Here is a 13,604-nt window from a genome sequence, read left to right as displayed (position 1 = left end):
CGGCGCCGGTGTTAGCTTCAACCACCATGGAACCACTCGGTGAGAACGACATACGTGCCTCCTTCGTGAACTGCTCCAAGGGAGAGGCGCGCAGGCTCAGCCTGCCCCGGGGACTGGCCGAACTCCCCTGGGCGGACCTGGACTTCCTGGGCTGGCGGGATCCGGGCGCCCCGGACCGCGGCTACATCGTCGCCGAGCGGGCCGGGGAGCTGGTGGGGGTCACGCTGCGTGTCCCGCAGGGCGGACCGCGGAGCATGATGAAGACCACGATGTGCTCGCTCTGTCTGACCGGGCACGTCGCCTCAGGGGTCTCGCTGCTCGCCGCCCGCAAGGTCGGCGCCGCCGGCCGCGACGGCAACACCGTCGGCGCCTATATGTGCGCGGATCTCGCCTGCCCGCTGTACGTGCGGGGCAAGAAGCAGCCGCTGCTCGCGATGCGCTACAAGGAGACGCTGGACGTGGAGGACCGGATCACGCGCACGCTCGTGAATCTGGACGCGTTCCTGGACAAGGTCTTCCGGGTCGAGGACGCGACGGCTCGGGTCTGAGCCGCGACGCACAGAAGCCGGGGCATCCGCCCCGGCTTCCGTGTCCGTAGTGGTGCGCGGCTCAGGCCTGCTCGGCCCGGGCCCGGCGGCGGGCGAGCAGCGCCTCGCGGCGCTCGTCGAACTTCGTCGCCTGGTCGTCGAGGCCGCCCATGTACAGCCCCAGCTCCTCCTGGGCGCGCAGACCGTCCGGGCCCAGCCCGGTGATCTCCAGGACCTTCAGGAAGCGCAGCACCGGCTGCAGCACGTCGTCGTGGTGGATGCGCAGGTTGTAGATCCCGCCGATGGCCATCTGCGCGGCGGCCCGCTCGAAGCCGGGGATGCCGTGGCCGGGCATCCGGAAGTCGACCACGACGTCCCGCACGGCGCTCATCGTCTGGTCGGGCGCCAGCTCGAAGGCCTTGCCCAGCAGGTTGCGGTAGAAGACCATGTGCAGGTTCTCGTCCGTGGCGATCCGGGCGAGCATGCGGTCACAGACCGGGTCGCCGGAGTGGTGGCCGGTGTTCCGGTGCGAGATGCGGGTGGCCAGCTCCTGGAACGCGACGTACGCGACCGAGTGCAGCATGCTGTGCCGGTTGTCGGACTCGAACCCCTCCGACATGTGCTGCATGCGGAACCGCTCCAGCGCGACCGGGTCCACGGCGCGCGAGGTGAGCAGATAGTCCCGCATCACGATGCCGTGCCGGCCCTCCTCGGCGGTCCAGCGGTGCACCCAGGTCCCCCAGGCGCCGTCGCGGCCGAAGAGCGAGGCGATCTCGTGGTGGTAACTGGGGAGGTTGTCCTCGGTCAGCAGGTTGACGATGAGGGCGGTGCGGCCGATGTCCGTCACCTTCGACTGCTCGGGTGCCCAGGCCTCGCCGCCCATGACCCCGTCGAAGTTCCGCCCGTCGCTCCACGGCACGTACTCGTGCGGCATCCATTCCTTGGCGACCTTGAGGTGGCGGTTCAGCTCGGTCTCGACGACCTCTTCGAGTGCGAACAGCAGGCGGCTGTCGCTCCACACGGCCCGGGAATGGTGGCGGAGGGGGGCAATGGTCACAGACAGCTCCTGGTGCGGGGACGATCTTACTTACGGGTCCGTAGGTTACGACACCGTAGGTTAAGTGCGCGGTAAACGGCAAGGGCCGCCCTTCCGCGAGGACGGTGCGTGCGGTCACCGTCACCGCGTGTGCCTCGGCGAAGGGTGCTCCGGCGCCCGGTCGGAGCCCGGCGAGGATGGCGGAAATCGTGCGTTGTCGCTGCGGGGGGTGGCGGCAACGATTGCGCCATGGACAGCAGGGGGAACGCGCATCCCGGGCGGGCCCGTGACCCGGCGGGCTATGTGGAACTGATGCGACGGCTCAAGGACCGCTCAGGCCTGACGTACCGTCAAATCGAGGAAGCGGCAGCCGAGTCGGGGGAGGTCCTCGCGCGCAGCACCCTGGCGGGCGCGCTGGCGAGGAGCGCGTTGCCGAGGCCGGAGCTGGTGGCCGCTTTCGTGCGGGCCTGCGGGGACGGCGACCGGGTGCAGGCCTGGCTTCAGGCCAGGGACCGGATCGCCCGGCAGGCGGAGGAGCCCGCGCCGGACGTGCCGGACGCGCCCCGGCGGCCGGCGGCCCTCACGTCGGCGGCCTTCGCGCCGGCCTTCATGACGAGGGCCCTGAGAATGCCCCGGCTCGCTCTGTGGGCCGTCGCCCTGGCGCTGGTGGCCGCCGCGACCGTCTGGTGGATCGCCGCCCCCGACGACCGGGCCGGGCGGCCCGTGGCCGCCACGCGGAGCGCGTCCCCCACCGGCGACGATCACCCGCTCGTGTACAGCACGTTCACCGCCCGGACCGGCGGGGGTGGCTGGGGGCGGGTGGGCGGGAGTCGGTCGGCTGCGAGCGGCTGCGAAAGCTGCCCTGACGGCACCAGCCACCGCCGTCGTGGCTGTGCGCGACCGACCGGTCACAGCGAAAAGCCCGGTGCCTCGGTCCGTGCGGGACCGGGAGGCACCGGGCGGAAAAGCTCGGTGGAACTCGGAAAAGGAGGGGGACAGCCGTTACCGCGACGGGCGCGGGTGGTGGGTGTCGTGCGTGTGGGGGTTGTCCGAGTGCTTGGCCGCGACCATCGTGAGGCCCGCGATGACCAGGAAGGCGACGATCGGCGCGGCGACGTAGAGGCCGAGCGTGTTGATCACGCTCATGCCCGGACCCGGGTCGTCACCGTCGTCGCGGGTGAGCGCGAACGCGGGGGACGACATCAGCAGCATCAGCACAGTGCCGGCGGAGATGGCGCCGGCGCGCATGGCGTTCTTGTTGACCTTGTTGCTCACGGGCTCAACGTATCGGACCCGCGTCGGCCCCGCGCGCCCGGGGTCGCCTATGGGTGGCCGACCGGGCCGCCGGGGCCCGTCGCGGGCCATTCCCCCCACGTCCCGCCCCAGGTCTTTCCCCAGGTGGCGCCCGTCGGCGCGGTCCGCAGCTCGTCCATCAGGGCGTGCAGCCGCGGGGAGGCAGCCAGGTCCTCCAGGGAGAGCGGGCGGCCCGTGGCGTCGGCGATGGGGAGCCGCCAGTTCGGGTACTGGTCCCAGGTGCCCGGCAGATTCTGCGGACGCCGGTCGCCGACCGTGTCCGGGAGCCAGACGCCGATCATCCGGGCGGGGGTGCGCAGCAGGAACCGGTGGACGGCCTTGACCGCAGCCACCTCGTCGCCCGGGCCCTCGGGGAGCAGGCCCAGACGGCCGAAGAGCGCCATCCACTCCGCGACCGCCGTCGCGTCCTCGCGCTGCTCCACGCCGAGCGGACGGGTCAGCAGGCCGAGCCGGTGGCGCAGCTCCACATGGTCGCCGGTGAGGCGGGCGGCCGTGCTCGGCAGGTCGTGGGTGGTGGCCGTGGCCAGGCAGTCGGTGCGCCAGCGCTCGGGCTCCAGCGGCTCCGCGCGGCCGCCCGGGCCCTCGTAGTCCCGCTCGAACCACAGCACCGACGTCCCCAGCACCCCCCGCTCGGCCAGCGCCTCCCGCACACCCGGCTCGACCGTCCCCAGGTCCTCGCCTATGACGGTCGCCCCCGCGCGGTCGGCCTCCAGCGCGAGGACGCCGAGCATCGCCTCCGCGTCGTAGCGCACGTACGTCCCCCGCGTCGGCTCGCACCCCTCCGGCACCCACCAGAGCCGGAACAGCCCCATCACATGGTCGATGCGCAGCGCGCCCGCGTGGCGCATCAGCGCGCGCAGCAGATCGCGGTACGGGGCGTACCCCGTGGCCGCCAGGGCGTCGGGGCGCCAGGGCGGCAGCCCCCAGTCCTGGCCGTGCGGGCTGAACGCGTCCGGGGGAGCGCCGACCGACATGCCGGCGGCGAAGGCGTGCTGCTGCGCCCAGGCGTCCGCGCCCGAGGGGTGCACCCCGACGGCCAGGTCGTGGACGAGGCCGACGCGCATGCCCGCCTCGCGCGCGGCCCGCTGGGCGGCGGCCAGCTGCTGGTCGGTGAGCCAGGCGAGCCAGCAGTGGAAGTCGACGCGGTCGAGCAGCTCACCGCGGGTCCGGGCCGTACGGGCCGAGCGGGGGTCCTTCAGGGCGCCGGGCCAGGTACGCCAGTCGGAGCCGTGCACCTCGGCGAGCGCGCACCACGTGGAGTGGTCGTCGAGGGCCTGGCCCTGCTCGGCGAGGAAGTCGCAGTACGCGGCGCGGCGGCCGGGACTCAGCGGCACCGCCCGCACCAGCTCCAGCGCCTGGCGCTTGGCCGCCCAGACCGCGTCCCGGTCGATCAGGGCATCGCGCCGCAGGACGCCCTCGCGCAGCGCGGCGGCCCGGCCGAGGAGCAGGTCGGCGCGCTCGCGCGCCGGAGGGTCGAGATAGGCGAACTCGGCGATGTCCTCGACCCGCAGATAGACCGGGTCGGGGAAGCGGCGGGAGGAGGGGCGGTACGGCGAGGGGTCGGTGGGCGCGCCGGGCACGGCCGCGTGCAGTGGGTTGACCTGCACGAAGTCCGAGCCGAAGGCGCGGCCCGACCAGGCGGCGAGCTCGGCGAGGTCACCGAGGTCGCCCATGCCCCAGGAGCGGGCGGACAGCAGCGAGTAGAGCTGCACGAGGAAGCCGTGGGAACGCTCGGGCGGGGCGGGCAGCCGCTCGGGGGCGACGATCAGCGGAACGCAGGCACTGCGGCCGTCGGGGGCGTGGGCGCGCAGGAGGTGGCTGCCGAGCGGCAGGGCCTCGGCGAGGCCGGCCCCGCCGAACAGGGGCGTCCCGTCCCAGGCGAGCTGCTGCCCGTCCTCGGTGTCGACCCGCAGGGCCGTGCCGTCCGGCAGCGTGGGCAGCGCCGGGCCGTGGGCGCGCGGCGTCCCGTCCGCCGCCGCCCGCAGGACCACCGTCCCGGGCAGCAGCCGGCGGCGCTCGGTGGCGGCGTGGGCGTCCAGGGCGTCCCGGACGGCACGGGGGGTGGACGCGTCGACGCCCAGCGCGGCGAGGACCGCGACGACGGTGTCCTCGGGCACCTGGAAACCCTGGCCGGGCGCGGGCTCGTAGGAAGTGGCGACACCGTGCAGTTCGGCGAGCCGCGCTCGGCCCATTCAGACCTCCGAGGACTCCGTGCCGAAGACCGGTCCGTGGACCGTGGCCGTGGGTTCGCTGGTGAGCGGCAGTTCGGTGGCCAGCGGGGGCTCGCTGGTCAGCGGGGTGGCGTCGGCGAGTGGCGGCTCGCTCGTCAGCGGCGGCTCGGCGGGGGCCCCGGAACCGGAGCCGGCCGGGAGCGGGCCGTCGAACTCCGGGAGGTAGACGTCGTCGTGCGCGCACGCACACGGGGACGGCACCGGTTTGGACAGGGCGGACAGCAGGAGCTGGGCGGACGCGGCCACAGGGGCCTCCCGGGGTGACGGCAGTGGGTCACGTCTGCACTACCCACTCGGGGCGGTCGCAGACGTACCGGACCAAGGAACGTGTCCCGGGTCACATTACGTTCCTCCATGTCGATTTAGCGGTGCTTTCATGGGCTTCGTTTTCCGTTCGCTCATCGACTCGCCGGGCAATACCGGCACTTCGGTCACGTGCGTTGACACGCATCGCGCCTGGTGATGGGCTCACTGCCCACGAGCGTGCACCTTGGGGCGAGGAGAAAGCCGTGCGGTTCCCGGGTAACGAACCCTCGTACGACAGCCACGGCGGAGAGCGACAGGCGGAGCGACCGGCAGAGCGACACGAGCAGCGACAAAAGGGGCGCTCCCTCCGTGCCGTCGGCACCGGCCGTCTCGGCCGCCTGGGTGAACCCTTTGTCGCCCGCCCCCGCAAGGCCGGAGCCACCGTGCTGGCCGCGGCCCTCCTCGGCGGACTGCTCGGCGGCGCCCCCGCCGTCGCCGACCCGCGCACCGGCGGTGCCACCACCACCGCGGGCCCCGCCGACCGGGAGAGCGCCGACGCCGTGCCCGCCGTCTGGCCGCGCCCCCAGTCGCTGAGCGCGCAGGGCCCGTACGCCCGGATCGGTGACGAGGTCACCGTCATGGCCGACGCCGGCGCCGACCCCTACGCCCTCGACGTGCTCCGCGAGACGCTGCGCGGCCTCGGCGCCCGTACCGTCGTGGACGCCGGCGCCGGCGGCACCCCGCCGCCGCGCGGGCTGATCGTCTACGCGGGCGGGCAGCCGGCCGAGGACGCCCTGCGGGCCCTCGGCGCCCCCGCCGTCGACGATCTGCCGACCGGCGGCTACCGCCTCGCGACCGGGCAGGTGGACGGGCGGCCGACGGTCGCCCTCGCGGGGCTGGGCCCCGACGGGCTGTTCCACGCGGCGCAGACGCTGCGCCAGCTGGCGGTGGAGCGCGACGGCGGCAAGGCCTTCGCCGGCGTGGTGGTGCGCGACTGGCCGGGCACGGCCGTGCGCGGACTGACCGAGGGCTTCTACGGCCGCCCCTGGTCGCGGCAGCAGCGCCTGGACCAGCTCGACTTCATGGGCCGCACCAAGCAGAACCGCTATCTCTACGCCCCCGGCGACGACCCCTACCGCCAGGCCCGCTGGCGCGACGCCTACCCCGCCGACCAGCGCGCCGAGTTCCGGGCCCTGGCCGAGCGGGCCCGCCGCAACCACGTGACGCTGGGCTGGGCGATCTCGCCGGGCCAGGCGATGTGCTTCTCCTCCGCCGCCGACCTGCGGGCGCTCGGCCGCAAGGTCGACGCGATGTGGGCGCTGGGCGTGCGCGCCTTCCAGCTCCAGTTCCAGGACGTGAGCTACAGCGAGTGGCACTGCGACGCGGACGCCGACGCCTTCGGCTCCGGGCCCAAGGCGGCGGCCGCCGCGCAGGCCAGGGTCGCGGGCGCCCTCGCCCGGCACCTGGCGGCCAAGGGCCCCGAGGCGGCCCCCCTGTCGCTGCTGCCCACCGAGTACTACCAGGACGGGCGGACGGCCTTCCGCCGCGCGCTCGCCGACGCCCTCGACCCGCGCGTGGAGGTGGCGTGGACCGGCGTCGGCGTGGTCCCCAAGACCATCACCGGCGGTGAACTGGCCGACGCCCGGGCGGCCTTCGGCCACCCGCTGGTCACGATGGACAACTACCCGGTCAACGACTACGCGCAGGACCGTATCTTCCTCGGCCCCTACACCGGACGTGAGCCGGCCGTCGCGGTCGGCTCCGCCGCCCTGCTCGCCAACGCCTCCGCCCAGCCGGTCGCCTCCCGCATCCCGCTGTTCACCACCGCCGACTACGCGTGGAACCCGCGCCAGTACCGCCCCGAGGAGTCCTGGCGCGCGGCCGTCGACGACCTCGCCGGCCACGACCCCGCCACCCGCGAGGCCCTCACCGCGCTCGCCGGCAACGACCGCTCGTCCGTCCTGGGCGGCGAGGAGTCCACGTATCTGCGCCCCCTGCTGGACGCCTTCTGGGCGGCCCTGGCCACCACGGACACCGGGCGGCTGACGGAGGCCGCGGACCGGCTGCGCACCGCCTTCCGCGCCATGCGCGACGCCCGGCAGCGGCTCTCGGGCTCCCTCGGCGGCCTCGACGCCGAGGTGCGGCCCTGGCTCGAGCAGCTGGCGCGGCACGGCGAGGCCGGCGAGAAGGCCGTGGAGATGCTCACCGCCCACGCGCGCGGCGACGGCACGACGGCCTGGCGGGCCCAGCTGGAGGTGCAGCGGCTGCGCGAGCGGATCGAGGACAGCCGGGTCACGGTCGGCAAGGGCGTCCTGTCCCCGTTCCTGGAGCAGGCCCTGGCCCGGGCCAACGGCTGGACCGGCATCGACCGGCCGCTGCGCACCACCGGCCCGGCCACCGACGGCGACCCGACGACGAGCACCCCGTCCGCCCCCGGCGAGACCCTCACCGTGCGGCTGCCGCGCCCCCGCCCGCTGACCGCCGTCACCGTGCTCACCGCCCCCGCCCCCGGCGTGCGCGGCACCGTCGAGGCACACGACCCCGACCGCGGCTGGCAGCCGCTCGGTACCGTCTCCGACGGCGGCTGGACGCAGGCACCCGGCAAGGGCGTACGGGCCGACGCGCTGCGCCTGGTCTGGGCCGCGGGCAGCACGGCGCCGGCCGTCCACGAGGTCACCCCGTGGTTCGCCGACGACCCCTCGGCCGACTTCGAGCTCACCCGCCGGGACGCCGACGCCGAGATCGGCGGCCGCCCGGCCGTCGTCGACGCCCGGATGATCACTCGGCGGCCGGGGACGGTCCGCGAGAAGCTCACCGTCATCGCACCCCCCGGGGTCTCCGTCCGGGCACCGGCGGAGATCACCTCGCCGCGCGGCGGGGTCACCACGACCCGGATCGAGGTCTCGGTGCCCACCGGGTCCGCCGCGCGCACCTTCACCGTGCCCGTCCGCCTCGGCGACCAGGAGCGGACCCTGACCGTCCGGGCCTATCCGCCGACCGGCGGTCCGAATCTGGCGCGCGGCGCCCGGGCGAGCGCCTCGGGCCAGGAGACGGGCCGTTTCCCGGCCTCGGCGGCCGTCGACGGCGAGCCGGGGACCCGCTGGTCCTCGCCGGCCTCCGACGACGCCTGGTGGCAGCTGGAGCTGGCCCGTCCGGTCCGTCTCGGCCGGCTGGTCCTGCACTGGCAGGAGGCGCACCCCGCCCGCTTCCGGGTACAGGTCTCGCCCGACGGGCGCACCTGGCGGGACGCGGCGGTGGTGGCCGACGGCAAGGGCGGGGTGGAGAGCGTCCGCATGGACGCGCCGGGCGCGCGCTTCGTCCGGGTGCAGGGCGAGAAGCGGGCCACCCGGTTCGGCTACTCCCTGTGGGAGGTCGAGGCGTACGCCGTACAGGAACGGCCGGGAGCGGAGTCCAAGCAGGAGTCCAAGCCGGAGGGCAGGCGCTGAGACCGGGCCACCGCCGCGCACGCGCCCTGGAAGCGAGCCCCCGGGGACGCTGTACGCCTGGACGACAATGGCCCGGTCGACTCAGGCGGAAATGCCGTCGATCCGGGCCATCGCGTCCTGGGCGCCGTATGCCTCCAGGTAAGGCAGCCAGCGTGGATCCCTGTGACCGGTACCGATGATGCGCCAGGCCAGCCCCGACGGCGGGGCCGGTTGGTGCCGCAGCCGCCAGCCCAGCTCCCCGACGTGCCGGTCGGCCTTGACGTGATTGCAGCGGCGGCACGCCGCCACCACGTTCTCCCAGGCGTGCTGGCCGCCGCGGCTGCGCGGAACGACGTGATCGACGCTGGTTGCGACGCCACCGCAGTACGCGCATCGGCCGCCGTCACGGGCGAACAGGGCACGGCGGGTGAGCGGAACGGGCCCCCGAAAGGGCACCCGCACGAAGCGCTTCAGCCGGACGACGCTGGGTGCGGGGATGGTGCAGGTCGCGCTGTGCATAAAGGCGCCGGAGTCCTCGAGGCTGATGGCCTTCTCATTGAGGACGAGTATGAGCGCGCGGCGGAGCGGTACGACGCCGAGCGGCTCGTACGACGCATTGAGGACCAGGACATGCGGCACGGGTGCCTCCTTGTACGCCGGCGGCGCGTGGCTCGCGCCGGGACGATCTCCTGCAAGTGTCCCCTGACCCCCGCTCGGAGCGCCACCACCACCGGGTAACGGGCCACAGGTGTTTTCGAGCACACCGCGTTCATCCCCCGCCCAAGACCTGTTCCATCTCGAACACAGCAACGGAACGCGACGTCTGCCCCGTTAGTGTGGTGAGTCCGCCCGTTCCGCTTCTCGGCGCGGGCGTGTCCCACACGAAGGGTTCCTGCTGTGTTCTGGTCCGCTGCTCTGGGCGCAGACTCACCGACCACCCCGCCGCCCTCGTCCCTGGACGAGGCGCAGAGGACGGCGAACGACGCCGCCGGCTGGGTCGAGGAGAACTGGTCCATCTGGCTCAGCAATGGCCTGCGCATGATCCTGATCATCGTGATCGCCGTGGCCATGAGGCATCTGATCCGCCGGGCGATCACCAAACTGATAGCGCGCATGAACCGCAGCGCCGAGGCCGTCGACGGCACGGCGCTCGGCAGCCTCCTGGTCAACGCCGAACGCCGCCGGCAGCGCTCGGAGGCCATCGGCTCGGTGCTGCGCAGCGTCGCCTCGTTCCTGATCATGGGAACGGCGGCCCTGACGGTGCTGTCCGTGCTGCAGATCAATCTGGCCCCGCTGCTGGCCAGCGCCGGTGTGGCGGGTGTGGCCATCGGTTTCGGCGCCCGCAATCTCGTCACCGACTTCCTCTCCGGCGTCTTCATGATCCTGGAGGACCAGTACGGCGTCGGCGACGAGGTGGACGCCGGTGTCGCCACCGGCACCGTCATCGAGGTCGGCCTGCGCGTCACCAAGCTGCGCGGGGCGAACGGCGAGATCTGGTACGTCCGCAACGGCGAGGTCAAGCGCATCGGCAACCTCAGCCAGGGCTGGGCCACCGCGGGCGTCGACGTCCAGGTCCGGGCCACCGAGGACCTGGAGAAGGTCCGCTCGGTCGTCATCGCGGCCGGTGAGGAGATGGCGAAGGCCGAGCCGTGGAACGAGCGGCTCTGGGAGCCGGTCGAGGTCCTCGGCCTGGACGCCGTCTATCTGAACTCCATGGTCGTCCGCGTCTCGGCCAAGACCATGCCGGGCAAGGCGCTCGGTGTCGAGCGGGAGCTGCGCTGGCGCATCAAGCAGGCCCTGGACGAGGCGGGCATCCGCATCGTCGGCGCCGCGCCCTGGGAGGCGGAGGACGAGGCCGCGGCCGACCCGAGCGCGGCCGTGGCGGCCCCGTCGGTGCTGGCCAACCCCACGTCCCCGCAGTCCCTGGCCACCGCCCCGATACCGGCCCCGCTCACGCCGGGTGCGGGGGCCTCGCTGGGCAAGTAGGCCCGCCGCGACACAGGACATACGCCGGGGGCGCCCCGGGCCGCAGTGGCCCGGGGCGCCCCCGTTTTCCGTCGCCTACGGGCGTCAGGCCGCCGCGGCGTCCGCCGCCTGGGCCTTCAGCGCGCGCTCGACGCCCGCGCGGGACTCGGTGACCAGCCGGCGCAGGGCCGCGTTCGGTCCGGCCGAGGCCAGCCACGCGTCCGTGGCGTCCAGCGTGTCCTGCGACACCAGCAGGGCCGGGTAGAGGCCGACCGCGATCTGCTGCGCGATCTCGTGGCTGCGGCTCTCCCAGATGTCCTTGACGACCGCGAAGTACTTCTCGCTGTAGGGGGCGAGCAGCTCGCGCTGGTCGGTCTGGACGAAGCCGCCGATGACCGCTTCCTGCACCGCGTTGGGCAGCTGGTCGGACTCCACGACAGCGGCCCACGCCTCGGCCTTCGCCTCGGCCGTGGGACGCGCGGCGCGCGCGGAGGCGGCGTGCCGCTCGCCCGCCGAGGTCCTGTCGCGCTCCAGCTCCGCCGCGATGGCCTTCTCGTCGGCGCGGCCGGTGGCGGCGAGCCGCTCCAGCAGCGCCCAGCGCAGCTCGGTGTCGACGGCGAGGCCCTCGATCTCTTCCGTGCCGTCCAGCAGTCCCTGGAGCAGGTCGAGCTGGTCACCGGTGCGGGCCGTGTCGGCGAAGGCGCGGGCCCACGCCAGCTGGTGGTCGCTGCCGCCCTCGGCGGCGCGCAGCTGCTCGAGCGTCGCCTCGGTCCACCGCGCCAGACCGGTCTCGCGCCAGTCGGGAGCCGCGTACAGGTCCAGGGCGAGCTTCGCCTGGCGCTGCAGCGACTGCACCACGCCGATGTCCGACTCCTTGGTGACGCCGGACAGCACCAGCGAGAGGTAGTCGCGGGTGGCCAGCTCGCCGTCGCGCGTCATGTCCCACGCGGAGGCCCAGCACAGGGCGCGCGGCAGGGACTCGGTGAAGTCGCCCAGGTGCGCGGTGACGGTCGCCAGCGACTCGGCGTCCAGCCGCACCTTCGCGTAGCTCAGGTCGTCGTCGTTGAGCAGCACGACGGCCGGGCGGGCCCGGCCCACCAGCGCCTCGACGGGCGTCAGCTCGCCGTCGACGTCCAGCTCGATGCGGTCCTTGCGGACCAGCTTGCCGTCCTCGTGCTCGTACAGGCCGATGGCGATGCGGTGCGGGCGCAGCGTCGGCTCGCCCTTGGCGCCGGCGGGCAGCGCCGGGGCCTCCTGCTTGACGGCGAAGGAGGTGATGACGCCGTCGGCGTCCGTGGTGATCTCGGGGCGCAGGATGTTGATCCCGGCCGTCTCCAGCCATGCCTTCGACCAGGTCTTGAGGTCACGCCCGGAGGTCTCCTCCAGCGCGCCCAGCAGATCGGACAGCCGGGTGTTGCCGAAGGCGTGCGCCTTGAAGTACGCCTGCACGCCCCGGAAGAACTCGTCCTGCCCGACGTACGCCACCAGCTGCTTGAGCACGGAGGCGCCCTTGGCGTAGGTGATGCCGTCGAAGTTGACCAGGACGTCGTCCAGGTCGCGGATGTCCGCCATGATCGGGTGGGTGGACGGCAGCTGGTCCTGCCGGTACGCCCAGGTCTTCATCGAGTTCGCGAACGTGGTCCACGAGTGCGGCCACTTCGAGCCCGGCGCGTACGCCTGGCAGGCGATGGAGGTGTACGTGGCGAACGACTCGTTCAGCCACAGGTCGTTCCACCACTCCATGGTGACCAGGTCGCCGAACCACATGTGGGCGAGCTCGTGCAGGATCGTCTCCGCCCGCACCTCGTACGCCGCGTCCGTCACCTTCGAGCGGAAGACGTACTGGTCGCGGATGGTGACCGCGCCCGCGTTCTCCATCGCGCCCGCGTTGAACTCCGGCACGAAGAGCTGGTCGTACTTGGCGAAGGGGTAGGCGTAGTCGAACTTCTCCTCGAACCACTCGAAGCCCTGCCGCGTGACCTCGAAGATGGCGTCCGCGTCGAGGAACTCGGCCAGCGAGGGACGGCAGTAGATGCCGAGCGGGACGCTGCGCCCGTCCTTCTCGTAGGAGCTGTGCACGCTGTGGTACGGGCCGACGATCAGCGCGGTGATGTAGCTGGAGATCCGCGGCGTCGGCTCGAAGCGCCAGACGTCACCCGCGGGCTCGGGGGTCGGCGAGTTCGAGATGACCGTCCAGCCCTCGGGCGCCTTCACCGTGAACTGGAAGGTGGCCTTGAGGTCCGGCTGCTCGAAGGAGGCGAACACGCGGCGCGCGTCCGGCACCTCGAACTGCGTGTACAGATAGGCCTGCTGGTCGACCGGGTCGACGAACCGGTGCAGTCCCTCACCGGTGTTGGTGTACGCGCAGTCCGCGACGACCGTGAGCTCATTGCGCCCGGCGAGCAGGCCCGGCAGCGCGATCCGGCTGTCGGCGAACACCTCGGCGGCGTCGAGCGCGGTGCCGTTCAGCACCACCTCGTGCACAGTGGGGGCCACCAGATCGATGAACGACTCCGCGCCCGCCTCGGCCGCGTCGAAGCGGACCGTGGTCTTCGACCGGTAGGTGCCGCCCTCCTGCGCGCCGGAGAGGTCGAGGTCGATCTCGTACGAGTCGACGGTGAGCAGGCTCGCCCGCCGCCGCGCCTCTTCGCGGGTCAGATTCGTTCCAGGCACCTGGGCATCTCCTTAACATCGCGACTTTCCGCCCATCCTTCCACGCCGATGGGGGCGGGCGCCCGTGTTAATCCGGGTGCGGGCCACCCGTGCCGCCTGCGGCGGCGAGCGCCCTGCGGGCGCGTCCTCAAACGCCGGACGGGCTGCACATGCAGCCCGTCCGGCGTTTGAGGACACCGCCGCGCAG

At 73.4% G+C, this 13,604-nt stretch carries 10 protein-coding genes; 3 read left to right on the top strand and 7 right to left on the bottom strand.

The features are described 5' to 3' along the window. Window positions 1-26: 26 nt before the first annotated feature. Entirely contained in the window at window positions 27-548 is a 522-nt protein-coding gene (locus AB8O64_RS12945; protein WP_362219994.1) for an FBP domain-containing protein, read from the top strand. A gap of 61 nt (window positions 549-609) precedes the next feature. On the opposite strand, the gene AB8O64_RS12940 is transcribed toward AB8O64_RS12945, so the two are convergent. From AB8O64_RS12940 to AB8O64_RS12920, 5 genes are all read right to left on the bottom strand, one after another. Then, complete coding sequence (locus tag AB8O64_RS12940; protein WP_130877771.1) at window positions 610-1,584, bottom strand: acyl-ACP desaturase; 975 nt, start codon at window positions 1,582-1,584, stop codon at window positions 610-612. Between the two features lie 479 nt (window positions 1,585-2,063). After that, window positions 2,064-2,315 (bottom strand): hypothetical protein, encoded by a 252-nt coding sequence (locus AB8O64_RS12935; RefSeq protein WP_370419308.1) that lies wholly within the window; start codon window positions 2,313-2,315, stop codon window positions 2,064-2,066. A gap of 250 nt (window positions 2,316-2,565) precedes the next feature. Beyond that, window positions 2,566-2,838 (bottom strand): hypothetical protein, encoded by a 273-nt coding sequence (locus AB8O64_RS12930; RefSeq protein ID WP_130877770.1) that lies wholly within the window; start codon window positions 2,836-2,838, stop codon window positions 2,566-2,568. A gap of 47 nt (window positions 2,839-2,885) precedes the next feature. Continuing rightward, window positions 2,886-5,069, bottom strand: coding sequence for a 4-alpha-glucanotransferase (gene malQ, locus AB8O64_RS12925; RefSeq protein ID WP_370419307.1), 2,184 nt, complete (start codon window positions 5,067-5,069; stop codon window positions 2,886-2,888). Further along, window positions 5,070-5,354 carry a hypothetical protein gene (locus AB8O64_RS12920; RefSeq protein WP_356453036.1) on the bottom strand — a complete coding sequence of 95 codons (285 nt, stop codon included), beginning with the start codon at window positions 5,352-5,354 and terminating at the stop codon, window positions 5,070-5,072. It abuts the gene before it with no gap. Window positions 5,355-5,617: 263 nt separating this feature from the next. Between AB8O64_RS12920 and AB8O64_RS12915 the strand changes: the two genes are divergently transcribed. Beyond that, window positions 5,618-8,800, top strand: a complete 3,183-nt coding sequence (locus tag AB8O64_RS12915) for a beta-N-acetylglucosaminidase domain-containing protein (RefSeq protein ID WP_370419306.1) — start codon at window positions 5,618-5,620, stop codon at window positions 8,798-8,800. Between the two features lie 81 nt (window positions 8,801-8,881). Here AB8O64_RS12915 and AB8O64_RS12910 read toward each other — a convergent pair whose 3' ends face one another. Then, a complete protein-coding gene (locus AB8O64_RS12910) occupies window positions 8,882-9,418 on the bottom strand; it encodes an HNH endonuclease (protein WP_184729747.1) in 537 nt (178 codons plus the stop codon). A 258-nt stretch (window positions 9,419-9,676) separates the two neighbouring features. On the opposite strand from AB8O64_RS12910, the gene AB8O64_RS12905 reads away from it, so the two are divergent. Next, on the top strand, window positions 9,677-10,765 hold the full coding sequence (locus tag AB8O64_RS12905; protein ID WP_370419305.1) for a mechanosensitive ion channel family protein: 1,089 nt from the start codon (window positions 9,677-9,679) through the stop codon (window positions 10,763-10,765). Window positions 10,766-10,849: 84 nt separating this feature from the next. On the opposite strand, the gene pepN is transcribed toward AB8O64_RS12905, so the two are convergent. Next, a complete protein-coding gene (gene pepN / locus AB8O64_RS12900) occupies window positions 10,850-13,417 on the bottom strand; it encodes an aminopeptidase N (protein ID WP_370419304.1) in 2,568 nt (855 codons plus the stop codon). Window positions 13,418-13,604: the final 187 nt, after the last annotated feature.

Origin of the sequence: Streptomyces sp. QH1-20, from assembly GCF_041283565.1 — a bacterium.
GTDB classification, from domain to species: domain Bacteria; phylum Actinomycetota; class Actinomycetes; order Streptomycetales; family Streptomycetaceae; genus Streptomyces; species Streptomyces syringius.
Note: the sequence above shows the minus strand (reverse complement) of the source record. Positions and strands in the feature narration are given on the sequence as shown.

Bases quoted from the DNA above. Each gene is read 5' to 3' on its own strand.
- malQ (WP_370419307.1), bottom strand. From the start codon at position 5,069: ATGGGCCGAGCGCGGCTCGCCGAACTGCACGGTGTCGCCACTTCCTAC.
- AB8O64_RS12945 (WP_362219994.1), top strand. From the start codon at position 27: ATGGAACCACTCGGTGAGAACGACATACGTGCCTCCTTCGTGAACTGC.